We start from the raw sequence: 24820 nt of genomic DNA, 5'->3' as shown, positions 1-24820 counted from the left end.
TGCCCTTAAAGATATTCCAGTGCTTGGAATGAACAAGGTAAGCTTTGGTGATCTGATTGTTCGTCATTAGTGAACGAATAGATTCGGGGCGTGTTTTCGGAAACTGCAAAATCCGGCTCTGAATTTCTCAAAAATTTCGCAGGGGGAGGTGCTGGCACAGATTCCTGTGCGCTACTTGTGCCAAAGCCCCTAAATCTGTGGGTTAGCGCCGCGCTTTAAAGACTTCTGTGTAAACCCTATGCCTAATTTGCGGATTGGTTAATGAAAGATTTCTGAGTCATGATGCAGCTGTCCTTCAAAACGGCTGCCCTCAAGGCTTGGAGCGTGGAACAGGTAGTATGGCGTTGAAAATCCTGCACACAGCAGACTGGCATATTGGCCAGAGTCTGAATGGCTGGTCGCGCACCTATGAGCATCAACAATTCTTCATGGAGCTTGTAGAGTTGATTGAACGCCATGAGGTGGATGCGCTGGTTGTGGCAGGAGACGTGTTTGACAACCAGAACCCATCCGCAGATGCCACGCAGATGTTGTATGAAGCTTTGGCGCGGTTCCGCGAGAAGCGTCCGCATCTGGTGACGGTGCTGACTGCTGGCAATCATGACCCTGCCGGACGTGTGGAAGCGCCGGGTGTGCTTTTTCAAAAGATCGGCGTGCAGGCGGTTGGCATGGTGCGCCGAAAGGACGGCTTGCTGGACCTTTCCCATCATCTTGTGCCGCTGAACGATAGCGATGGTGCCGTGAAAGCCTATGTGCTGGCGCTGCCGTTTCCTCGGGCGACGGATTTGCCGGGACTGAGCTTCTCTTCTTCAGAGGAAGGGTCTCCTGTGGTGCGGGCTGTTGCAGAGCTTTATGAGGCGGCAGCCTCGCAAGCTCGTGAGCAGATTGGTGAGATGCCGTTGATCGCGACGGGTCACTTGCATGTGGCGGGTGGTCTGGAGTCAGAAGGGGCGGAGCGCCGTATTCTGATTGGCGGTGAGCATGCCATGCCGTGGGAGCAGTTTCCTGATGATCTGACTTATGTGGCGCTTGGGCATTTGCATAAACCGCAGAAGGTGGGCAAAGAAACAATCCGCTATTCCGGGTCTCCGTTTCCTCTTTCCGTCACCGAGCAGCATTACAAGCATGGCGTTAATCTGCTGAGCTTTTCTGATGCCGGTGTGCTTTCCATTGAGCGCTTGCCTCTTAGCCGACCTGTGCCATTCCATCGCCTGAAAGGGGATGGTGGTTTGCTGCTAGAGGAGCTGGTGCCAGCCCTTGTGGCGCTGGAGCTGGATGCGGACCTGCCAGTGGAGCAGCAGCCGTTTGTGCATGTGGATTTGCGACCGCAGGTTTCTGCCGGTGGGCTGAAGGCTGAGGTGGATCAGATCCTTGCGCAATATCCGGTGCGCAGTGCCGGTGTTTCTGTGCTGCGGCCAAAACAGCAAGAGCCAATAAGTGCGGAGGCGACAAGCCTCATTCGCCTTTCTGAAATTCAGCCGGATGAGCTTTTCAAATCCGCTTTTGAGCGGGTGCACGGCATTGAGCCGGAAGCCAAACATCTGGACTATTTTTATCGCGCAATCGCAGAAGCGGAGGTCGAGTAATGCGTATTCTAGCGGTGCGTGGCGAAAACCTTGCCAGTCTGGCGGCTCCGTTTGAGATTGATCTTGAACAGGAGCCGCTGAACGGGGCTGGTTTGTTCGCGATTACCGGAGAAACGGGCGCGGGCAAATCCACATTGCTGGATGCCTTGTGTCTTGCCTTGTTTGGGCAATGCCCACGTTTGAGCGCTGCGGGCAGCAGCGACAGTGTGCCGGATGTTGCCGGTGCTGAGCTGCGAGAAACAAACCCGCGCACCGTGCTTACACGTGGGGCTGCCTCTGGCTTTGCCGAGGCGGACTTTGTTGGGGCGGATGGAACGGGATATCGTGCGCGCTGGACTGTGCGCCGGGCTCGCAACAAAGCATCAGGACGTTTGCAAAATGTGGAGCGTTCGCTGGTTCGCATTGAAGACAATGCTGCGGTTGAGAGCGGCATCAAACAGGTGGATGCGGCTGTTGAAGAGCGGTTGGGCCTGACCTATGACCAGTTCAAGCGTACGGTTTTGTTGGCGCAGGGTGATTTTGATGCCTTCCTGAAAGCCAATGACAATGAGCGCGCTGCCTTGCTTGAAAAAGTGACGGGTACGCAGCGCTACAGAGAAATTTCCAAACAGATTTTCCAGCGCTTTACTGATGCGAAGGATGCAACCTCAAAACTGGAAGAAAAGTCTGATGTGGCTGGTCTTTTAGAAGAGGAAGAACGCGCTGCTCTTGTTGGGCAGTCAGAAGAGTTGGAGAAGCAATCCAAGTCTGTTCAGTCAGATATGGATGCGATTGCCAAGTCTCTGGGGCATTTGCAGAAACTGGATGAAGCGAAGACAAAGCTGGCGTCTGCGCAGGACGAGTTTGTGGCGTTGAAGGCCCGCCATGAAAATGCGAAGGCCAAGCGGGATCTGAAGGCGCAATTTGAACGCATCAAATCTCTTGAGCCTGTGAACCACCGTGTGGTTGAGGCCGAGAAGGATGTTGCTGGCACCCGTGCTGCTGCTGAAAAAAGCCGGGTGATGCTGGAAGGTGCCCGCAAAGACCTTGCTGGCAAGGAAGAGCAGGCCAAACAAGCTGATGCGGTTTTCAATGAGCTGGAAGCTGAACTTGCCAAGTTGACACCGGAATGGAGTGCAGCTGAGCAACTGGACACCAAGCTGGGTGAGCTTGAGGTTGAAGGCAAACAATTGCGGGACCGCTCTGACACTGCTGTGGCGGAGGCCAAGCAGGCGGATGCAGCGCTGGCAGAGCACACCAAATCTCTGGATGAGCAGAAAGCCTTGCAAGCCACTGTGAAAGAGCAGATGGCGCGGTTGAGTGCGACCAAGATTTTGAAAGACCGTCAGGAGAGCCTGATTGCGGATCTGGATGAGTTTGAACGGGTTCAGGTTGCGCTGACGAAAGATGCGACGCACCTTGCCCAGATGCGCAAGCGCGAGAGTGAGTTGAGCGATATCCAGAGCACTCTTTCTGCCCAGCTAGAGCAGTTTGTTTCTGATCTGGAAGGGTGTGAAGGCGCGTTTGCTGCCAAGAAAGGCGAGATTTCCGCTCTTGGTGCTGAGAGTGCCCGTAAAAGCATGGAGCAGCTTTCTACGTTCCGTCAGCGGGCTGAAAAACTGCAGGAGACGTCTCGCCACTTTTTGAAAGCAAAGCGCAACAAGCAGGCTGAGAGTGAGACCTGGAAGAAGCTGGTGGACCAGATGACCGGATTGCAGCAGGCGAAAGGCAAAGCGTCCAGTGAGCTTGCTTTTCGGGGAGAAGCCCTTGAGAAAGCGCGCGGCCTTTCCACCCTTGCTGAAGCGGCGCAAGGCGATCAGGTAAAGTTGTTGCGTGCCGAGCTGGTAGATGATGCACCATGTCCGGTCTGTGGTTCTGACCATCACCCCGTAGATACACAGGAGGGCCGGGCTGCGTTGGACACGCTGTTCGGCGACGTGTTTCTACAGCGCAAGGAAGCGGAAGAAGCTCGCGCAGCTGCGCAGCGAAACCTAGACGAGGTCAACGGCCAGATTGCAGCCTGTGAGGCATCGCAGAAAAATGCGTCTGCCTTGATGGAACGCTATGCCAGTGAGGCTGATGCGCTTCGGGCTGAGACGGAAGAACAGTGGGCTGCTTTGGCGCCGCCGGTTGAGGTGGCGTTTGCTCTTGATGGCTTGCTTGATGCGCCGGACCTACTGGACGCTGTGCTTGCGCAGGCGGCGACACAGGTTGATGCTCTACGTGCCGTTCTTGTTCAGGAAGACGTGCTGCGTCAAGAGCTGGAGCAGCTGGATGTCATGCTGCGTGGTTTGCGGGATGCGCACCAGAAAGCAGTTGGTGATCAGGCTCGCAAGGCTGAAGAGGTTTCATCTATCAAGGTCGAGCTTTCTGGCGTGGAAGGTCGCCACACCGAGAACTTTGAGGCACAGTCACGACTGGAACAGCGGCTTGGTGAAACGCTGCTGGCTGGTGGCATGGTGTTCGGGTCCCTTGGTGCCGAGTTACCAGCGCTGAAGGCGAGTTTGCAGGAGCGTATCTCCACCTGGGAGCAACTGGAGCAGCAGGAGGGAACAACTTCTGCCGCGCTGCAATCTCTTGAACAGAAAACGAGTGGTTTGAGTGAACGGCGGGATGGACTGGCCAAGTCCTCCAGCGAGTTGCTGAGGCAGTTGGAGCAGCTGCGTTTGTTGCATCAGGAGCGCTCTGCAGAGCGGAAACTGTTGTTGGGCGGGATGGCGACCGTGGCGCATCGGGCGGCGTTTTCTGAAAAACACAGCAACGCAAAAGAACGCAAAAATAACGCTAGCAACGCACAAAACAACGCAAGAGAAGAATTCGGGCGCATTGAGGCTGGATTGGCAGCGGCAATAGCTGCTGAAGCAAAAGCGGCCTCTGCGCTAAGCGACTGTGCTGACAGGTTAAATTCAGAACTGGCAAGCTTGGGGTTGACGAAAGAGGCCTATGACGGATTGCAGGAGCGGAGCTCTCAGGAGCTGGACGCACTGGCCTCAGAGCTGAAGATGCTGGATGACGCTTACTTAGCAACGCAAACGGCTGTTTCCACCTGGGAGAAGGAGCTTGCTGCTGTTGAGGCTCTGCCATTACCAGACAAGCCGCAGGAGGAATTATCCTCGTTGTTGGAGGCTTCGAAGCAGGCACTTTCCGAGTTGCAGGAGAGTAAGGGGGTTCTTTCTGAAAGGCTACGTGCTGATGCCGTCGCCCGAGAAAAGGCTCAGCAAATCATGGGTTTGTTGTTGGAAGCGAAAGAGACTGCCAAGACGTGGGGTGCGATTTCGGAAGCGATTGGCTCTGCGGATGGTTCCAAGTTTCAGAAGGTGGCGCAGGGTGTTACTCTCGATTTGCTGGTGGAGCTAGCCAACAAACAGCTGCATCAGCTTAAGCCACGGTATCAGCTGAAACGGGCTGATTTCGGCCTTGGCCTGTTCGTCATCGACCGCGATATGGGCGACACACCACGCTCTACACGCTCGCTAAGTGGCGGAGAACGCTTCCTTATTTCGCTCAGCCTCGCACTTGCCCTGTCCGGTTTGGAAGGCCGCCAATCGTTCGTTGATACGCTCTTTATCGACGAAGGTTTCGGTTCTCTGGATGCTGAAAGCCTCGACCTTGCCATTGATGCGTTGGAGATGCTGCAGGGGCAGGGGAGAAAAGTTGGCGTCATTAGCCACGTGGAAGCGCTGAAGGATCGAATTCCGGTTCAGGTTCAGGTGGTTAGGCAGGGTGCCGGACGTAGTCGTGTGGCGGTGAATGCACCAGCAGGATGGTGATAAGTCCTGCTGGGTGCTTGTTGTTTCAGCGCTAGAGTGCGGGTTTAGTCGCCTGCGTCAATCATCTCATGATCTTGCTTAGCTGCTTGATTTTCCATCTCTTTTAGCTTCAGAGAAGTTTCCTGCAGTGCTGCGATGTATTGGTCTAAAGCCTGAATTTCCAGATTGGCATTGCTGACATGTTTTGCCATCTCGCCATCCATCACTTGCGGACGGCCAATCAGAAAGCCTTGCACTTCATCGCAGGATTCATTGCGCAGCAGCTCTAATTCTGGTTCAGTTTCAACACCTTCGGCGATAACTTCCATTCCCAGGGCCTGCCCAAGATCGATGACAGCACGGATGATCGCCGCCAGTTCCGGCGTCTGAGTTACACCGCTGACAAAGCTGCGGTCGATCTTCAGACGATCAAACGGGAAGCGACGCAAATAGCTGAGAGACGAGTAGCCGGTACCGAAGTCATCAAGCGCGATGGTGATGCCTAACTCTTTGAGTTGCCTCAAGGTATTGAGCGCACGGCGGTCGTCGTGGATCAACACACTCTCGGTGATTTCCAGCTCCAAGCGCTCTGGAGACAGCCCACTTCGCGCCAATGCACCTTCAACTTCCTGTATGAGGTACTCATCACAGAACTGCACCGGACTGAGGTTCACCCCCACACGATACCGCTCCGGCCATTGAGAAGCTTGCGCACAGGCTTCATTCAGAACCCAGCGGCCAATCGGAATGATCAGACCACTTTCCTCCGCAACCGGGATGAAGTTGTTCGGTCCAATCTGGCCCTTCTCCGGATGGTTCCAACGCAGAAGCGCCTCGAAGCCGACAATGGAACGGGTGTCAGAGCGTGCCTGAGGTTGGAAGTGGAGCTGAAGTTCTTCATTTTCCAATGCGTTACGCAGGTCGCCTTCCATTGTTCTTCTCAGCAGGATGGCCTCTTCCATCTTGTCTTCGAAGAATGCGAAGGTGTTTCGGCCAGCTTCTTTAGCTTCATAAAGCGCTATATCCGCCTTGGACATCAGCTCATCCGGGTCCGTCCCATGGTCTGGAATCAGCGCGATGCCAATGCTGGCGCTCGTTCTGACCGTGATGTTGTTGCCAACATGGATCGGCTTTGACAGGACCTCTAGTATTTTGTTGGTCAGCAGACCGACTTCAGCCGTTGTCTTCAGATTGACCTGAATGATCGCAAACTCATCCCCGCCGAGACGGGCGACTGTGTCGTGATGGGTGACGCATGCATTGAGGCGGCGAGCTACTGTCTGAATGAGCTTGTCACCGATTGGGTGACCATATAAATCATTGATATCTTTGAAGCGATCCAGATCCAGCAGCATGACTGCGGAGATCGTTTGTTCTGCGTTTGCCTGGTTTTCGATTGCTTTTTGGAAGCGCTCGCGGAAGTAAGTTCGGTTCGGCAGGCCGGTCAACATGTCATGCTGAGCGAGATGGAGAATGCGCGCTTCGTCTTCTTTCTGCTTACGCATATCACGTACAGCTGAGACACGAAGGTTCTCGTCTGCCACTTCCATCAAGCGACCACGAACTTCAATCGGAATACGCTCGCCAGACTTGCTTAAAAGCATGACTTCGTTCGGAGTTGGCTCATTGGCCAGAATGCTCTCACGCGCTTTTTCGCGAAAGTCTGGTGCGACATGAGACAGTAAACTGGTCCCACGCATCTCACCTGCCTGATAGTCCAGTAGCTCGTAGAGCACGTGGTTACATTCCACGATAATGCCGTCTGTCGAGATGGCCAGACCTTCGAACGCACCTTCTGCAAATGTGGCGAGTTTGCTGAGTTCTTCCTGCTGCTTACTGTTTGATGTTTCGCTGATTTTCCGCCGTTTCTCGTCGCTCTGAAGCTTGTCGAGGAACGTGTTGAAGAGCGAAGCGAGGCGTTCTTGTGGGTCACTGTCCCGTACCGGCAAGCGCTCATCCAGCTTGGCGTCATGCCAAACCAACTTGCCGATCAGGTTCTCCATCTGGCTGATGGTGCTGACAATCGGCGTTTCATTCAGATCAATTTCGTCGGCTTGGCGGAACTGCTTTGCAAATTTGAAGGCCGTAAACAGGAATAGACCTGACAAGAAGGCCCAAAGGATGGTCAGTAAAGCTCCAACTGCCTGAAGTATAAGGTTATCCAGACTGAACCCAGCCAGCGCATGGTCTGCTGGTAGTGCGGTTGTGAAGCCGAAAAGGCCAATCAGAGAGCCAATGCCAAGGCTGGTGTAGTAAATGATGACCTTGTGGGTCTTTGACCTTGCGTAGATAATGCGCGCGACTGCTATAGAAGCAGCTGAGGCCGTCAGAGCAATAAGAACGACGCCTGCAACCGTCAGATGCTGGGCGTTTCCGAGAACGGAGGACAAGCCGCCGATCATGCTCAGCAAAATGGTTGGGTACATGACCTTGCGCGGTGCGAAGAAGCCGAGGGCGACTCCCAATAGTACCGAGACACCGGTTGCGACAAGAACGTTGAAGATCGCGCTGCCCAACTCTCCTGAGTAAATGCTTGTGTTACCAACAGAAAAGCCAATGCCGCCAACGGCCATCAGCGCCGCGCCTGCTTTGATCTGCAGCACATTGTAGTTTTGTGTGTTGCGCAGAATGTACTCAGGTAACGCTGGTGAGTTTCTTAGTCCGGTCACTAACATGCCGGAAAAGGCTACGAAGGTTGCGAGCAATGTGACAACGGTACCGCCGCCAATCTGCTCGAAACCAACTGACAGCACGGTGTTTTGGCTAATCGGATGAAGCAATAACCCTTGGACACCCTTCAGGTAGGCAGGGTAGATGACCCCGCCGATTGAGAGTGCGAGAATGATCGTCGCACGCAGTGTCAGCTGATGGGATAGAGGCAGATAAGCCAGAACTGCGATCATCGCTGCCATTGCTGCGTGGATTGCAGCGGCGTGGATGTCCCCCTGTGGTCTGAATTCCACTTGAGACTGCCAGAGGATCAATTGTGCCGTTACATCAGGCAAGTTCAGCGTTGTGTCGATGAGCAGGCATGCTGCTGAACTGATGATGATGAGGAGAAGGGCACGGTTGAAAAAACGCGTCGCCCGCATACGCTCCTGAATAAACAGGCTGGAATAGACAATAAGTATTCCAAGAACACCAAGCGCGAACAATCCAACAGACAATATGGTCCATAGGTTCTGCTGCTGAGTGAGCAGTTCAGCTTGATTGAGCTGATTGTGCAGGCCACCTGTCGCAGGATCGAAAATCGACGCATACGATGACGCTGACATGAAGTGTATCGATAAACCAATTAAAACGAAAAGGAGCAATACAGGAAGTAAGAGGGCTCGAAAATGCATTTGGGTACCCCAGGAAATTCCTCGGCATAATTGTTTGAAATTATTGCGCATTTATTAAGAATTCTAGGGATGAACCGGGTTTAATTCTAAAAAGTATCGAAAAGTGCGGTGCATATGACGTTTATCTGACACGTCCAAAGCAAATTTATGAAAATTGTAAGTAAATGTTTCGTTGAGTGAAATTCTTTATATACGTGAATACTCGTATTTATCTTCAAGTTGAGAGGAAAGAGGGACGGGCTGTCAATTATGATTCTCTTCTCTTTTCACGAGAGCATTTAGTTCATTTTTTATGGGCAATTGATGTGCATTGTAGTTCACCATCTTGCTGAAACAACTTTCAGGTGGTCTTGAACGATGCAGTGGTCCAGCTTGTTTTTATACTCAGCGGTTTCGGTTTTGCAGCCAACTGGTGGTGAGCGAGATAACATCTTGCCGAGTTGGAGCTCAACCACAGCACGCCATGGTATCGTAGAAAGCATTGAGCGTATGGCTCGGGCTGGGAGCCCTGAATATGTGAAACTCGATGACCGTGTTGCTGTTTTGGTTGGCGATGGGGCTTTATGGAGTGACGCGCTGGCTGGCGCAGACAATGAAGTGACGCCACCTGAAGCTGGCGACAGTTTTGGAAGCTTTGCTGTTTATTCTGAGAGTGTACGTGCTCATCTGTCATTACACGGGCCGAAGGCTGTTGGCGCAACGTATAGAGAGTTCGCTTTTCAGCCTCTGAAAGAGCTGGTGGGCTTTTTAAAAGAGCATCACTTTCAGATTTGGGTTTTAAGCTTTGGAGATCATGAAGTAGACCGCACAATGGCGGAGTTGAATTATGGACTTCCGAGATTTCGGGTTATCGAGGTTACTCCCCACGTAGCGCCGATGTCTTCAACAGATCTTGCCCGAACTATCTGGGAGAGGATAGGAACAGCACCCCAGATTTTTCTTGGACGATCTCACAGTGATCTTGGCTTGCTGAAGCTTGCTGGAAAAGGTGAGGGGGTGCTTAAAATCCAGATTTCTGCCAGCCAAAATGCTTCCATTCAGACACCGGATTCAACTCCTGATGATTCTGGAGAGCAGCAGAACTCCTGGAGCTTTGTGATTTCTCCTGAGGAGCATTGGCTAAGGAAATATTCGTGGCAGGCACCTTCGGAGAGAACTTATAGCAAGAACTAATAGAAAATACTGAGACTTTCGTTGCAAGATGCACGAGATATATTTGATCTATTCTAGTTTTAATCGATTGAAAATCTGAGTGCTTTTGTAATGTTGAATAATATCCGATGTTTCTGAGGTAATTTTATTTATTTTGATGAAGATCAATGAAGAGGTGGGGCACTCTGATATTTCTAAATACAGCTTCGGCTGGCACTCGGATGGGGGAGTGTCAACTTTCTTAAAGGCGTGTACCAACGGGTACACGCCTCTTTTTTTGCCTGCAGCTCTGGCGGGTTACGAAGGCCGTTGCATCCCTCTGATTGTTGCTTATTCCAACTACCTCTTATTTCTAGTTGTGTCTTCTCTTGTAATTTAGGATATTCCCGCTGTTGGGTTCTGTAGAAGCCAAGCTTCTTGGATGAAAAGGGAATGCGGTAGGGATGACCAAAGATGGGCCCGAACCGCAGCTGCCCCCGCAACTGTTACGTGGTGCCTTCTTCATAAAAGCCACTGGAGATGATCTCTGGGAAGGCGGAGGACGCAAAAGCCATAAGCCAGGAAACCTGCCCGACACGACATAAACTCATGACCGCACGGAGGGTGCGAAGAGGAGCATATTAAATGCATATTGAACCGGGTTACGTTTCCGCCGCCAAGGTTATTGCTGCCAATGCAGGGGCCGTTGGCGTTATTGTCTGGGGCTGCAAAGAGCAGATCTCCGAATTCCTGAAAGAGCCATTCACACCACTGAAAACGCTATTGGCTGCGGTTTTCTTCTCCATTTTCATGCAGAGCTTCCATATGTCTGTTGGAGCATCAGAACTTCACTTCGTTGGTGCGATGGCGATGTATCTGACGCTCGGGTTTACCCCTGTTCTGCTTGGGTTTGCCATTGGCTTGCTGTTTCAGGCGCTCGCTTTTGATCCGCAGGACATGTACCACCTTGGCGTCAACAGCCTGTCTTTGATGTTGCCGCTGATTGCCGTTCACTACCTGAGTGGCCGTGAGCTGTTTTCCAAGGAACTGACCAAGCGTGTGAGCTTTGCGCAGATTCTGAAGTTGGATGCGATGTATTATGCTGGCGTGACCGGCATGGTTGGCTTCTGGTTGATGATTGGGGACGTTGCTACGCCGTTTACGGCATGGGCGCAGTTTGCTCTGTCTTATCTGGCAATTGTTGCGTGTGAGCCATTGGTCACCTTCATTGCTGTGAAGGGGCTCAAGGCCGTTGAAGACAATGCGATTGTTCGGAACCTGACAGTGGTTCCGCAGTTGAAGCTTGCGTAAGTTTTCACGAGTTTGTTTGTTATTGGGGCGGCAGTGTAAACCTGCTGCCCTTTTTCTTGCGTGGAAGTGACCAGGTGTTGTCGTGAAATTCTCCGTTTGAGGAGAAAAAGCGACGGATTTGATCATCGCTGAAGTGTTATGGATTGCCCCTTGGCGCTGCTTCCACTATGAGTGCTCTCCAGAGATTTCATTGTTTACACAGATCAGGAGATGCAGGCAGTCCATGGCGCGCCAGTTCATCTATCACATGCACGGGGTCTCCAAGGCCTACGGTGCAAAAAAAGTACTCGACAATATTCACCTGTCTTTCTACCCGGATGCGAAAATCGGTATCCTTGGTCCAAACGGTGCAGGTAAGTCTACTCTTTTGAAGATCATGGCTGGTCTTGATAAAGAGTACACCGGTGAGGCATGGGCTGCAGAAGGTGCCAAGGTTGGCTACCTGCCGCAGGAACCAAAGCTGAATGAGGACAAGACCGTCCTTGAAAACGTGATGGAAGGCGTTGCGCACAAGCAGGCACTTCTGGATCGTTATAACGAACTGATGATGAACTACTCAGATGAGACAGCCGATGAAGGTGCTCAGCTGCAGGACATCATTGATGCGCAAGATCTGTGGAATCTGGAAAGCCAGGTTGAGATGGCAATGGAAGCGCTTCGCTGCCCTCCATCCGACTCTCCTGTAAATAACCTTTCTGGTGGTGAGCGTCGCCGTATCGCGTTGTGTCAGCTGCTCTTGTCCGAGCCTGACCTGATGCTGCTTGACGAACCAACCAACCACCTTGACGCTGAGACCGTGCACTGGCTGGAACGCCATCTGCGTGAGTTTAAGGGTTCAGTGCTGATCATTACCCACGATCGCTACTTCCTTGACAACGTGACTGGCTGGATTCTGGAACTCGACCGCGGTCAGGGCATTCCTTATGAAGGCAACTACTCCACTTACCTTGGTCAGAAAACTAAGCGCATGGAGCAGGAAGGCCGTGAGAACATGGCTCGTTCCCGCGCTATCAAGCGTGAGCAGGAATGGATGGGCATGACGCCGAAGGGCCGTCAGACCAAGTCAAAAGCGCGTATCAATGCTTATGATGCGCTGTTGACTGCTCAAGAAGAGCGTATGCCTTCAATTGAGCAGATCCTGATCCCTGTTGGTGAGCGTCTGGGTAACAATGTTATCGACGTTCAAGGCGTTTCCAAAGGCTTTGGCGATCGTCTGTTGATTGATGATCTGACCTTCAAACTGCCACGTGGTGGTATTGTTGGTATCATCGGTCCAAACGGTGCTGGTAAGTCAACACTCTTCAAGATGTTGTCCGGTCAGGAAAAACCTGACAGCGGTGAAGTGGTAGTCAGTGACCGCGTGCACCTTGGTTATGTGGATCAGTCCCGTGATAAACTGGATGACAGCAAGACCGTTTGGGAAGAGATTTCCGAAGGTGCTGAAGTGATCTATCTTGATAAGAAAGAGATCAACTCACGCGCTTACTGCTCCTCCTTCAACTTCAAGGGTGCTGGACAGCAGGCGAAAGTTGGTGATCTTTCCGGTGGTCAGCGTAACCGCGTGCATCTTGCTAAGGTTTTGAAGTCAGGCGCAAACGTTCTTCTGCTCGATGAGCCGACCAACGATCTTGACACCGAAACACTTGCAGCTCTGGAAGATGCGCTTGAGAACTATGCTGGTTGTGCCGTGGTTATCTCGCACGATCGTATGTTCCTTGACCGTCTTGCAACGCACATGCTGGCCTTTGAAGGTGATAGCCACGTTGAGTGGTTTGAAGGTAACTTTGAAGACTACGAAAAAGACAAGGTTCGCCGCCTGGGTGCACACGCTGCAGACCCAAGCCGCATCAAGTACAAGCCACTTACTCGCTAAGTTTAGCTTGCTTGAAAGAATTAAGGCCCGCATTTTGCGGGCCTTTTTTTGTTGTTTTACTAGATGGTTAGCAGCTCGAAGACAGGTTCACGCCGCAAAGCTTCTGTCTGCGCAGCACCGCCTTCGCGGTCGCTTCGAATTTCGTTGCGATAGCTGGCAAAGTCCCAATGGTGTGGAGCAACGTCTGACGCTGGTCGTTCACCAGGTTGGATACCTGCATGAGAGAGTTTCTGCTCGATGGTTTCGACAAAGGATTTATCATTCTTCAAATCTTGCGCCGTGTACTGGGAATCTTCAGCACTTGGGCGCAGGTAAAGAGTAAATTGAGCACCGACTTGTACGCGTGAGCCTTCTGTCACGCGTGTCATGTCGGTTACTTTCCATTTATCGACCGGAGAGTCTTCCGAAAAGAGAAGTGTGTTAATGGCATCAAAGGCTTGTGGTACCTGACTAGGCTCGATGCTTAAATGGATTTTGTCACCCGCAAACTCACCTTTTGCGTTCGGATCAATGCGCTTGGTGTGGATGAAGCTGTCCTGGCTCTCAATATTGAGGGTCCGCCAACCATTGTTCTCTGACCCCCAGCCACTATTCTTTGCTGCTTCGAAGTTTGGTGGGTTTGCTGCCGGGCGGAATACTGGTGCAGGCAAGTCTTTCACTTGCTGCGCAACAGCGTCCTGCTTACCCGCCAAACCTCCTGGTTTGTTGGCTTGGTGGTTGGTAGCAGCCTGTTGCTGAGGTTGGTTGAGCTGCAATGGTGGGACTTGCAGTTTAAGAGACAGTCCGAACTTTGGCATGAGATCCTCTCCTCGCTTGAAAACTTGAAGGCCGCGTCATCAGACAGGGCTGTCTGGTCCCTGTATTGCTACAACCTTTGAGGGAGAAGATAGGGAATGTGCAGCGTGCATTACGTGCTGCTCGGCACTGATCACGAAATTGTTTTGGATCGGCGTTTGGGAAACCACTATTTGGTTTTAGGTGGGGTTTTGCTTCTGAGTGGCGGAGCAGGGCCTGCTCCGCCATTCGCTAATAGCTCAGGATCAGTTACCAAGCGCCTTTGCCATGGTTGCTGCCCATTCATCAGTGCCTGTATCTGAACCGTATTGAGTGGGATATTGCCACCCCATCACGCCGGCAAAGTCAGGTTCTTTTGCGAGTAGAGGTGTGATGAGGTTGTCCACGATCTCATCAGCGGGCAGGTAGCCGTTTACTGCGGCTGAGCCGACGACATTTTGCAGCGTGGTCGGTTTGCCGAGAATAAGCTTGGAGATTGGAACACCGGTTGATGCGATTCCGATAATGCTGGAAGGAAACGTACTTCCGCCAACTGGCTCAGTACCCGCGACTTTTCCTGTCTCCTCTTCAGCTGTTTCACCGACATACCACTGATTGTTGTAGTACTGGATGTTGTAAAGATCGACTGTGTCTCCAGCATTCTTGGCTACATCAACGTACACTTGTAAGTACCCGGCTCCGCCATAAAAGTATGGTGCTTGCGGTGCATGTGTTACGAAGTTCTGGTCTTCAGGAAGTTTTGATTTTAACGCCTTCGATAGATCAATCAGAAAAGTTGGGGCGTCATATCCAGTATAGCCTGTATCCTCCCAGTCGATATCAACACCATCAAGGCCGTGGTCGGTTACCATCTTAGTCAGCTGTTGGACTGTGTTGTCGAGGTTGTTTGCAAGAGCGGCCCAAGCTGCGGTTGTAAAGACTTCGCCGCCGATTGAAATTAAGACACGCTTGCCTGCTTTTTTCAGATTACTGATCAAATCCGGTGCGTCGAACATGGCTTGAAGTTCTGTGCTTGGGGAGAGATTTCCCGCTTCATCGCTCACAACAAAGCAAAGAATGACTGTTGTATAATCGCTTTGCGCCATCTCAGCGATGAGCTGTGTATTCGTGCTGAGAGCGTAGCCGACAATTTCTTTATTTGGCATCTGATTTCCTTTTTTCTCTTGTGCTCAATGAGCTCGCGTTTAGCTGACGAAAATCAGGAGAGGTCGTGATCTGATAAGTGTGTTTTAGTTAATGCTTTTAGAGTTATACGCTCGACGTGGGCCCCATGATGGGAGATGAACCATCATCTATATTCATGCTTCATACGTAGATGTGCTGATGTGACGCATGCGTGTGAATGTTAAATTGATGTAAGTCAACTCTGTGTTCTTCCCCCATCAATCAATAACGGGCACTGCAATGAGCGATACAACTCTGTCTTCTGCTGAAGATCAGCAGGATAATGATCCACTCTTCTTCAAGCTTCTTTTCCTTGTTCCAATCATCGGCTGGTTGTTCAAAGATGCTGTGCATGGCAACAGTGAAGCAAAATACTATTTCTGCGCAAACTTCTTTGTTGGCTGGGGTTTGGCAATTGCATTCTTCGGGTATGCTGCGATCATCATCCCTGCGCTGTGCCTTGTAGCGCTTGCGTTTACTTGGATTATTGGTGTTTGCCGATAATTTGTAGCTACTGATCTTGCTCGCCGCTTTCATTGGGAGCGGCAAGCAGTTCCCCGGCGGTGATGCTTCCGCCCCATGATGTGATGGTGGCTTCCATCTCATCTGCGACGCAGTAACGAGCAGCGTCCCGGTCCAGGCCTTCTTCCAGTAAATCGTCGTAGTCAGTATATTGATGGCGCACATAGCTGGTTGTTGCCAGCAGAACCGCAATGTGGGCTGGGAGGTGGCGCAGGTGCTGTTGGTTGGCTTTGCTGCGTATTTCCGAAGCATCCAGAAATGGAACATGCGGAATAAGCGTGCTTAGGGCGTCGCTGATCGCTCGTTGTCTTTTGGTTTTGCTCACACATGATCTCTTTGCGCTGGTGTTGCGCGCTAATTTATCATGGATGATGGCAGGCGCGATATTCTTCTACGTGCCATGTTTGTTTTTACTCTCTGGATTGGATCTGGCGAGATGCCGAGCACGTGCTTCTTGTAAATTTCAGAAAAGCGTTGTTCAGGGCCATAGAATGCGCCTTGGACGTACTCTGCGCCTAATTTTCTCAGTTTCTCTTCGGTGTTTGCATTTTTGATTTCCGAAAGGATGATCTCGATGTTCAAGGCATGTGCGAACTCAGTTGCAGCGGAAAGCAATCGTGCTGTTTTATCATCTTCAAACAGTCGTTCTACAGAGCCCGCGTGTAGTTTGATGTAGGAGATCTTCAGTTTCTGGAAATGCTCAATCTTCAGTCCGCCGGAGTCAAAGTGGTTGATGCACAACTTGACGCCTGTGTTTGTTAGCTCATTCAGCTGACCAATGAGGATATGAGCGTTGGCTCTTAAGAGAACACGCGAGGGGATCTCCAGTGTGAACTTGTCTGGCGATACGTTGTTTTCCTGCAGAAGGTAGCTGAGATCATCGCAGAATCCTTCCTTTAACACAGAGGGAACCGGGACGCGGAACAGGAACTCCCAATGTTGCATTGGAGTGTTCTGACAGGCGCGCATGGTGTGAATGATGGCTGCAATTGTTGTCTCGCCAAGAACATTGCTGAAGCTGGCGCTGTCAAAGATGTTTGAAAGGTCACAGCCCCGAGCAATTTCTAGAATCTGAGACGGCCATTCTGGTCGGGCCTCCAACATTCGTATTTGGCTTGTTTGGCCAAACCTTATGGGCTGGAAGATAGTTCCGACCTGGTTTTGCAAGAGTGCCTGTTTTGCGGTTTGCTGAAGGGTGACCTGCCGTTCCAACCGGGTACGCATGACCTGATTGAACAGACTGGCACGATTTCGGCCCCTCTTTTTTGCATGATACAGAGCTGTGTCGGCACTATCCTGCAGTTCCTTCACAGTGTTTGCGTGGCGTGGGAATACCGCAGCGCCAATGCTGACCTTGGGTCGTATTTCGCTGTGCTCATGATAGATCGGGTGACTGAGAGATACTGGCAATTCTTCAAGCAATACTCTGATCTGATGACATGTGGTGTCTTCTAAGAGCAGCGCAAACTCATCGCCGCCTAATCTGAGAGCGGTGACGTTTTCACATTCCATCTGCTTCAAACGGTCGGAAATGGCCACCAAAGCTGCGTCGCCTGCAGCGTGCCCGTGAGCGTCGTTGATGACTTTCAAATGATCCAGATCGACATAGAACAAGGCCACGCGTTGATCTGGGTTTGTCACGCTTTCTATGGCGTCGGAGATAAGTTGCTCAAAGCTCTCTCTGGTTCGCAGGCCAGTCAACGGGTCAATATTGCAGACTGTGAAGATTTCTCGCGGATTGGCTTGCTCTGGTGGCAGTAAGTATTTTGTTGCCACCTTGGCATTGACTGAGAGTGTGCTGCACAAATCGTTTGTTGAGAGGATGCGGAGCAGACCGGGAACGAGAATTCTTGCCAGGTTTCTGAAGCTTTTGAGCTTTTTGGTCAGGTCTGCATTTATGAGTTGATCTGAAGGTGTGGTTGGCTGGAAATGTGTTCTGGGAAAATGGGCAGTGTTGTTTGCATCGGACTTGCAGAGAATACCCACGACGGCGATCACTCGCTCGTGGAGGGAGAGAGGCATGAGTGCGATGAACTGCGTTGCGAGATGCGGTGACCTGGCTGTTGAGGGTGCGTCTTCGCCATTAAACCTATGTGGGAAAATCTGCACATCATCTCCGCAGATTGGGAGTTCCGTAATCTTGGAAAGCAGATTGTTGAGTTGGTTCTTATAAGGCTGAATGCTATCGGAAACGAAAAGCTCTGAACCACTCCCTGTTTCTGATTGATTGACCATGATGAAGGTCGGGAGCTCGAACAGTTTCTCGTAGACGCGCAGGACAGACTGAGCGAATGGCTGCGGGGGCATCTCTACTGGATGCAGGTTCGTTTTATATGCCGGGTACTCGATATTGTATTTTGCGTTGCCTGCTTCAGACATCATTCCCACCACTATCAACCAATTATTTACCACGCCCTTATTGATAGGGATTATGTGCTTTTACGCAAAAGGAAAGCGGGGGGCTCTGTGAGAATTAAGGGGCAAGCTTTATGTGAATACTATAAAAATACTAGGTAAATTTTAGGAAAATGGGGATAAGCACCTTCTATTTTTCTGATTTATATGAAAAGTGAAATTTCTTATTTGTGCATTACATATGTAGAAGAGTAATTATGATGCATAATCTCTTATGGTTCAAAGACAATACTATTTTATGGGTAAGTTATCAGTGATTCCTTCGCGTTGTTTTCTGATGTTGGTGCACTACAGCTTTTACTTTATTAGGAAAGCTAAAACTTTTCATATAATTTCGATTGTGCTATGAGATGCCTATGAGTGACCGTACGAAAGATCGTTTGATGTACGCGCTGAAATCGCGCGGACCGAACACAGCTGCAACTATGGCCAAACATTTGGGCGTGACGGCTGTGGCCGTGCGTCAACATCTTGATGCGTTGCTGGAAGCGGATCTTGTTGAGTTTGAAGACCTGAAAGGGACTGTGGGGCGTCCTCGCAGAACCTGGCGTCTTTCTGAGACAGGCAACAGGAAGTTTCCTGATAACCATAGTGGTGTGCTGGTTGATCTGCTTGGAAACATCAAAGACCTTTACGGCGAAGAAGGACTCCAGCGCCTCATAGATGCGCGGGCTGATCAATCCCGGAAGTCCTATCTAACTGCGATGAAGTCTGCAAAGACCCTGTCTGACAAGCTACAATGCCTTGCTGAACAGCGCAGTGAAGAAGGGTACATGGCTGAGGTTCTGAAGGATGGCGAGAATGGCTATCTGTTTGCAGAGAACCATTGCTCTATTTGTGCTGCAGCCCGGTCTTGCCAACACTTTTGTCGATCAGAGCTTGATTTGTTTCAGGAGGTTTTGGGAGATGATGTACGCATCGAGCGTGTTGAGCATATCCTGAAAGGTGACCGGCGTTGTCTCTATAAGGTCTCACCCAACTAAGCTGCTCGCGACCTCACGTTCTTTTTAAACCAGAATTGACAGAAGCATTGCCAGTTCCACGCGACTGCTCACGTTAAGCTTTGCGTAGATGTTCTTGCGGTGCGTACGCAGTGTGTTCTTCGTAATATCCAGATCAGCGGCAATCTGAGGCTCTGTTTGTGTGCCAGACAGCTGCTCCAGGACAATCGCTTCCTTATCCGTCAGGCGGAAGAGGGCCGTTGCCTTCTGGATGTTGATTTGCTGTTGGATTTCCAGATCCGTGACGAATAGAAAGAAGAGATCGTCGAACTCAGTATCGACCAGGCGTATGTCGATATGGATCGGGCGCAGAAATGCTTCATCTCTTCTGAGGACGAGCTCTTGCTGTACATCCAGATCAATTGTTGCTGTGGCCAGACTTTGTGCGTTCTGGAACTCGCGCTGGTGGCTCGGGTCGGTGAACTCTAGCCGTCCGGTGCTGACCTTGATCTGAGGTGTTTGCTCAAACAAGCGTTTTGCAAACTCATTACATTGCAGGATGGTTCCATTACCCTGAATAATGGCCACGCCCTTTTGTAGCCGGTCAAGGCTGTCTGCAAGAAACTTGCAGAATGCTTGGTCTACAATATGGGCGGTCTCTTGGTTCAAGCTAGTGGATTCCTGTTTTACACCAAGCAACTAAAACCGGCTGATGGCGTAATAGTGTGCATTTGAGTGGAAGGAAGTTCATCTTAAAAAGAGTCGTTCTTCTAATCCATATTCTATAGCTTAGTGAGAAATCGATAATACGTATGCAGTTGCACGGTATATTTTTCGGTTATTCACAGCAACGGGTTAAATTAACTCGTTTCATTAGTTGGTGACGTTACGCAAACACCTTGCAAGTGCCATGTAATCCTCGCTTTTAGGTGAAGTTTTTCGCCAAATTAAACCTATCCTACGGGAAGGTTGAGGCTCTGCAAACCGCAAAAGTGTTATGCGATCGTCTGCGATTTCTGTATCTGCGCAAATTTCAGGCAGGACAGTGACGCCATATCCGGCAGCGACCATGTGCAGGACAGTTGCTATACTTGTTGCGCCTACGTTAGCTGATTGATTTTGACCAATTGCTCCACAAAAGCTCAGTGTTTGATCTCTGAGGCAGTGCCCTTCTTCAAGCAATAGCAGATTTTCACCATGCAAATCATCTGGACCCATCCTCTTACGCTCATCTATTTTGCGTGAGCTGGACACAGCTAAAAGGAAATGATCTTCAAAGATAGGTACTTCTTCAAGCTCTGGCTCTTCGATGGGAAGGGCTGCGAGAACAACATCCAGGGTGCCGTGCTTTAGCTCGCTTACCAAAGATGCTGTCAAAGTCTCGCGGAGATTGAGCTGAAGATCAGGATATTGCTTGATAAGAGCGGGTAGCAGCTTGGGCAGAATGTATGGTGCAAGTGAAGGGATGACACCGAGGCGTATGATACCACTCAGCGGGGATGCTGCGTGTTTGGCATAATCCTTAAGGTCCTGCATTTCTCGCAGGATCTGGTTGGCTCTTCTGGCAATTTCTTCGCCCTCCGGCGTGATCCGGATTGAACGTGCGTTTCTCTCGACAAGGCAAAGACCTAGCTCTTTTTCGAGATCCCGGATCTGCATGGAGAGTGCAGGTTGGGAAACACAGACTTCTTCTGCGGCATTGCCAAAGTGGTGATGCTGTTGCACGGCGAGGAAATAGCGGAGTTGTTTGAACGTAAGCATAAGGATCAGGATATCTTATCAATATAAGAAATTGAATTCACATGTTCTGATCTAATTATTACTGGATTACTGACTTGAAATCATGAAGGGGTGTTGCACTCCATGGTTGCTGGCATGGTGCGACTCAAAACGGCTGGTTTTACGAAATTGACCTTTTGGTAAGGAATTGAGTGAATGACAGGCCTTAAAACGTTGATGCTGTTACTCATAATTTGGGGACGTTTTGATAAAAAGAACGCATGTCGCAAACAAGTCATTAACGAGTGTAGGTCTGCTCGCAACATAGATGAAGCTTGTTAAGTCTCCGTGATATTTTTGTAACTCGTTGTTGTCACTTACCTTTTTAATTAAATTTCTGAAATCTGTTCTAATGGGAGAAAACTTATTGGTTTTTCCTCTTTTTGAAGCATGCAAATCGCATGTTATTTTTTCTAAATTAACTAAAAATAGAATAGATTGAGTTAGGTTTTGTTTAATCCTGTTCCATAGGTTTTTATCAGTTTGCGTATCCCATCGGTGTTTTAAATGTCATCTGACTTGGCTTCTCATATCGTTGATTTCAAATCTCTCGCGCTTGAGAACAATATTGAGCGACGTTCGGAGCTTGCGCGTCATGTTGCGCTTTTGTTTGCGCGAACATGGGAACGGTGTTCTGACGATCAGATCGATATTTACGATGGTGTGATGCTGCGGCTCTCAGAAATGGTTGAGCGGCATGCACTGAGTTATATGGCGGAACAGCTTTCTGAAGTGCGCCGTGCGCCTGAGCAGACTGTTCGCAAGCTTGCTTTCGATGAAATTGAAATTGCAGAGCCGCTTCTTCGGAACTCTAACGTGCTGCGCGAGAGTGATCTGGTGAGCATTGCGCGCAGCAAGAGCGATGATCATCGTCTGGCGATTGCGAAGCGGGATGTAATTTCTGAGAGTATCAGTGATGTGCTGGTGAACCTTGGAAATACCGAGGTGAAGCAGACTGTTGCTGCAAATGATGGTGCAGTGCTTGGTCAGCGCAGTGTGAACTCGCTGATGACCGACGCGAAGGGGGACGAAGTCCTTCAGCTGGCCCTTGGGCAACGCGCGGATCTGGCAGATGCTCATATTGAAGCGCTTATCAACTTCGCTAGTGAGCAGGTTCGCAAGCTTCTGATCAAAGAAGGGGCGACCGAAGCTGCCGGGAAATTGCCGAAAGCTGCACGGATTGCGGCTGGCAAGCTTTCTAATGAATTCTGGCTGGGCCGGTATGATTTTGAGACTGGTCGTGGCCGTGTCATGGAGCTGGTCCGTGAAGGCAAGCTGACTGAGAATGCTCTGCGTGCTTATGCTGAGGAAGACCGGTTTGCTGAAGCGGTTGCTGCGTTTGCGATGTTGGCTGGTATTGGTCATGCAGAAGCGCAGCATTGGACCGTGCGAAATGACACTGAGCCTTTCCTCGTGGTGTGTCGCGCCTCTGGTTTTGGGATGATGACCGTTCAGGCTCTCCTGAAGATTGGGCCATGGCGTTACCGCCTTTCAAACTCTCAGCGTCAGACTGCGTTAAAGAGTTATCAGGCGCTTGACCAACAAGAAGCCTATAAGCAATTTATTACCTGGAAAGAGCAATGGATGGCCTGACCCATTCAAAAATTTAAGTGGTTTTGTGTGGGTCGCGTGTGCGGCCCTTTTCTTTGGTCAATTTAGTCCAAAAGTCGAATGTTTCTGCCAAAGCAACTTTAGGTGCTGTTCGTGTTTACTCCTGCTGATTGGGTTGTGTAGCCAAAGCAGGATTGATGCAAATAAGAAAAAGCAAAAAAGTTTCTTCTGACAGTTCTAAGGCGGATCGCTTTCTTAATTTCCTTATCTCCTTTCTGACACTCGCTGTTTTGGTTGGTATGGGGCTTTTGCTGCACATCAGTTTTGTTGTTGCGCAAACGCCAGAAACCCAGAACTCAGTTGTTGCAGACCCTATGGTTGATGCTCAGGAAATGGTGGTGCAAAGCGAGTCTATTCCTATGGAAGGGGCACCGCTTGTTTTTGAGCTATCTAATGGACTGGAGCTGTTCTCGCTGGAGAACATTGATCGCTCCAGCCAGTCTCTGAATGCTGTTTTGAAGGATCTTGGGAACTTTCCCAGGCACGTCCATAATGCACTGGAGCGGGCGCGGCCCGATACGAGTGTTTCGTGGGTGTGGCAGATATTTGCGCTGACGTTGTTTGCAGTCACGCTTGGTTTTGTGGTTGAGCTGTTTGCAGACAAGCTGTTTGCTAGGAGGCTTTTACGATTTTATCGCGGGATGCCGGAGAGCAGGGCTGAGAAGATTGGATTTCTGTTCTCAAGATCACTGGTGCAGGTTGCCGCGATCTTTCTGCATGTGATTGTGACGTTTGGACTCATTCTTGTTATTTCCGGTAATACAGAGAGTGTTCGACATGCTGCGCTGATCTTTGCGAGTTTTTACTTCTTCTTTCGGCTTCTGATGGTTTTCACGCGGAACTTTCTGGCTGTTGGGAATGAACATCACCGTGTCGTGCCATTGGATGATGACGTTGCCCGGTCATTTCTGAATGCCATTATTCTGTGCGGCGGGGTTACTTTTTTCCTGCTGGCATTTGGCAGGTGGATGAGCCATTTGTCTCTCAATGCCAATGCTCAACGTATTCTCGACCTTCAAAGCGGGTTGTTTCTGGCGGTTTCTGCTGCGTTGATTTGCTATATTTTTCGTAGGCCCATTGGAGGCTGGTTTTCCGGAGAGTATGCCAACACTGAGAGGCGGCGGGTTTGGCGGAGGTTGTTTAGCCAAAACTGGCATTTGGGTGCTTTGGCGTATTTTCTGGTGGCGTGGCTGGTGTTTGCCCACCGCCTGCTCTTAGGACTGAGCTATGACAGTCTCCTGTTGCTGGCGCCGATTATGGCTATTTTTGCCAGCGTCTTGCTCTACGGTATTTTACTTCTTGTCATTGATAAGTGGCTGTTGCCGCCGATTAACATTGATAAACTGCAGGATGCCTTTGTTGAGGAGATTGTGCAGGTCGAAGAGCAGGCCGGTCATTCCTATAATCCTGAGGAGGTCAATGCTGAAGCCCGTGCGTTGGCGGCAGAAAAAGAGGCTGCCCGGCGGCCCTACCGGCAATTGCTTGATCATGGTGCCCGCCTTGTGACGCTGATGTTTGGTCTTGCGGTGATCGTTGAAGCGTGGGGGATCAATCTTTTCAAGCAGGATGGTTTGTTTGGCAATCTGGTGGAAGTCGCGTTGATCGTGTTCTTTGGCTACATGGCTTACCAGGCCGTTCACATTACTATCCAGCGTCAGATTGAAATCTCTGAAAGCGATAAAAGTGGACAGGCCAAGATGGGGCGGTTGGCGACGCTGTTGCCGATCCTGCGGAATTTTCTGCTGGTCTCTATTGTTGTGCTCTCCGGCATGGTTGCTCTTTCAGAGATCGGGGTGAACATTGGTCCTCTGTTTGCTGGTGCTGGCGTAGTTGGGCTTGCTGTCGGGTTTGGCGCGCAAACGCTCATCAAAGATATCTTCTCAGGTGCGTTTTTCTTGCTCGATGATGCCTTTCGAACGGGTGAGTACATTTATGTCACCAATAATGTTGAAGGGACGGTTGAACGGATCTCCATAAGGTCCATGCAGCTACGGCAATCGGACGGTCTCCTGAATACGGTTCCGTTTGGCAATTTGTCGTTTGTGAAAAACTCGTCGCGTGACTGGACCATGATGAAGTTGGCGTTTCGGGTCACATATGACACGGATGTCGACCGGATGCGGGAGTTGATCTCATTGCTGGGAGACAAGTTGCTCGAGGATCCTGAGCTTGGCCCGAAGTTTCTGGAGCCGCTTCAATCTCAAGGCATCACGGCTCTGGAAGATTCCGCGATGATTGTGCGGGTCAAATTTACGACGCGACCTGGGGATCAGTATGTTTTGCGGAAGGCAGTGTTTGTAGGCATTCGGGAGATTTTCAACCGCGAGGGCATCACTTTTGCCCATCGTGAGGTGAAGGTGAGGATCGATGAAGGGGCTGCTGGTGGGCAAACTTTCTCTGACTCACAGAAAAAGGCAGTAGGTGGTGCTGTTTTGCCTGTGGTTGAAGAGGATGACCAGAACGGCTCTCCAAAAGCGTAACTGTTGTAATTCCTGGCTTTTTTGCTCTGTTTGCCCCTCCGTAATGTCAGAGTTGATTTTTGATCAGCCAATTTTTAAGGAAAACTCAGAAAAACTATTCCTCTTTTGGTGCGAGAAGGGAATGTTCCTCCTTGTCATCG

The 24820-nt window shown here is 50.5% G+C and carries 16 protein-coding genes and 1 riboswitch; of the genes, 9 read left to right on the top strand and 7 right to left on the bottom strand.

The window, feature by feature from the left end; genetic code table 11:
• The first annotated feature begins 338 nt into the window (after positions 1 to 338).
• Together PsAD5_RS23840 and PsAD5_RS23835 are read left to right on the top strand one after the other, a co-directional pair.
• Positions 339 to 1586 (top strand): exonuclease SbcCD subunit D, encoded by a 1248-nt coding sequence (locus PsAD5_RS23840; protein ID WP_063293937.1) that lies wholly within the window; start codon positions 339 to 341, stop codon positions 1584 to 1586.
• Complete coding sequence (locus PsAD5_RS23835; protein ID WP_063293936.1) at positions 1586 to 5335, top strand: AAA family ATPase; 3750 nt, start codon at positions 1586 to 1588, stop codon at positions 5333 to 5335. The genes PsAD5_RS23840 and PsAD5_RS23835 overlap by 1 nt, the downstream gene beginning before the upstream one ends.
• 44 nt (positions 5336 to 5379) lie before the next feature.
• Here the strand turns inward: PsAD5_RS23835 and PsAD5_RS23830 are convergent, their stop codons facing one another.
• Positions 5380 to 8589 (bottom strand): EAL domain-containing protein, encoded by a 3210-nt coding sequence (locus tag PsAD5_RS23830; RefSeq protein ID WP_063293935.1) that lies wholly within the window; start codon positions 8587 to 8589, stop codon positions 5380 to 5382.
• 426 nt (positions 8590 to 9015) lie between these two features.
• Here PsAD5_RS23830 and PsAD5_RS23825 point away from each other — a divergent pair, with 426 nt between their 5' ends.
• From PsAD5_RS23825 to ettA, 3 genes are all read left to right on the top strand, one after another.
• The gene (locus PsAD5_RS23825) at positions 9016 to 9831 is read left to right on the top strand and encodes a hypothetical protein (RefSeq protein WP_208988791.1); all 816 of its coding nucleotides are present in this window, start codon (positions 9016 to 9018) and stop codon (positions 9829 to 9831) included.
• A gap of 356 nt (positions 9832 to 10187) precedes the next feature.
• A riboswitch (cobalamin riboswitch) is annotated at positions 10188 to 10398 on the top strand.
• Between the two features lie 36 nt (positions 10399 to 10434).
• The gene (locus PsAD5_RS23815; RefSeq protein WP_057465684.1) at positions 10435 to 11100 is read left to right on the top strand and encodes an energy-coupling factor ABC transporter permease; all 666 of its coding nucleotides are present in this window, start codon (positions 10435 to 10437) and stop codon (positions 11098 to 11100) included.
• 223 nt (positions 11101 to 11323) lie between these two features.
• Complete coding sequence (gene ettA, locus PsAD5_RS23810; RefSeq protein WP_063289978.1) at positions 11324 to 12973, top strand: energy-dependent translational throttle protein EttA; 1650 nt, start codon at positions 11324 to 11326, stop codon at positions 12971 to 12973.
• A 59-nt stretch (positions 12974 to 13032) separates the two neighbouring features.
• On the opposite strand, the gene PsAD5_RS23805 is transcribed toward ettA, so the two are convergent.
• Both PsAD5_RS23805 and PsAD5_RS23800 read right to left on the bottom strand, forming a co-directional pair.
• Positions 13033 to 13770, bottom strand: coding sequence for a hypothetical protein (locus PsAD5_RS23805; protein WP_063293933.1), 738 nt, complete (start codon positions 13768 to 13770; stop codon positions 13033 to 13035).
• Positions 13771 to 14013: 243 nt separating this feature from the next.
• Complete coding sequence (locus tag PsAD5_RS23800) at positions 14014 to 14913, bottom strand: glycosyl hydrolase family 18 protein (protein WP_063293932.1); 900 nt, start codon at positions 14911 to 14913, stop codon at positions 14014 to 14016.
• A 259-nt stretch (positions 14914 to 15172) separates the two neighbouring features.
• On the opposite strand from PsAD5_RS23800, the gene PsAD5_RS23795 reads away from it, so the two are divergent.
• On the top strand, positions 15173 to 15436 hold the full coding sequence (locus PsAD5_RS23795; RefSeq protein ID WP_063293931.1) for a hypothetical protein: 264 nt from the start codon (positions 15173 to 15175) through the stop codon (positions 15434 to 15436).
• Positions 15437 to 15443: 7 nt separating this feature from the next.
• Here the strand turns inward: PsAD5_RS23795 and PsAD5_RS23790 are convergent, their stop codons facing one another.
• A complete protein-coding gene (locus tag PsAD5_RS23790; protein ID WP_057465688.1) occupies positions 15444 to 15779 on the bottom strand; it encodes a DUF2293 domain-containing protein in 336 nt (111 codons plus the stop codon).
• Between the two features lie 29 nt (positions 15780 to 15808).
• Positions 15809 to 17833 (bottom strand): diguanylate cyclase domain-containing protein, encoded by a 2025-nt coding sequence (locus PsAD5_RS23785; RefSeq protein ID WP_208988790.1) that lies wholly within the window; start codon positions 17831 to 17833, stop codon positions 15809 to 15811.
• Between the two features lie 392 nt (positions 17834 to 18225).
• Here PsAD5_RS23785 and PsAD5_RS23780 point away from each other — a divergent pair, with 392 nt between their 5' ends.
• Positions 18226 to 18852 (top strand): helix-turn-helix transcriptional regulator, encoded by a 627-nt coding sequence (locus PsAD5_RS23780; RefSeq protein ID WP_057465690.1) that lies wholly within the window; start codon positions 18226 to 18228, stop codon positions 18850 to 18852.
• A 24-nt stretch (positions 18853 to 18876) separates the two neighbouring features.
• Here PsAD5_RS23780 and PsAD5_RS23775 read toward each other — a convergent pair whose 3' ends face one another.
• Positions 18877 to 19479 carry a helix-turn-helix transcriptional regulator gene (locus PsAD5_RS23775; protein WP_063293929.1) on the bottom strand — a complete coding sequence of 201 codons (603 nt, stop codon included), beginning with the start codon at positions 19477 to 19479 and terminating at the stop codon, positions 18877 to 18879.
• 204 nt (positions 19480 to 19683) lie between these two features.
• Positions 19684 to 20571 (bottom strand): LysR substrate-binding domain-containing protein, encoded by an 888-nt coding sequence (locus PsAD5_RS23770; RefSeq protein ID WP_063289973.1) that lies wholly within the window; start codon positions 20569 to 20571, stop codon positions 19684 to 19686.
• 525 nt (positions 20572 to 21096) lie between these two features.
• Here PsAD5_RS23770 and PsAD5_RS23765 point away from each other — a divergent pair.
• Positions 21097 to 22182 carry a DUF2336 domain-containing protein gene (locus PsAD5_RS23765; RefSeq protein ID WP_063293928.1) on the top strand — a complete coding sequence of 362 codons (1086 nt, stop codon included), beginning with the start codon at positions 21097 to 21099 and terminating at the stop codon, positions 22180 to 22182.
• Positions 22183 to 22337: 155 nt separating this feature from the next.
• Positions 22338 to 24680, top strand: coding sequence for a mechanosensitive ion channel family protein (locus PsAD5_RS23760; protein ID WP_063293927.1), 2343 nt, complete (start codon positions 22338 to 22340; stop codon positions 24678 to 24680).
• Positions 24681 to 24820 lie beyond the last annotated feature (140 nt).

Source organism: Pseudovibrio sp. Ad5, from assembly GCF_001623095.1.
Classification (GTDB): Bacteria; Pseudomonadota; Alphaproteobacteria; order Rhizobiales; family Stappiaceae; genus Pseudovibrio.
The sequence above is the reverse complement of the archived record's forward strand: the minus strand, read 5'-3'. Positions and strand labels throughout refer to the sequence as shown.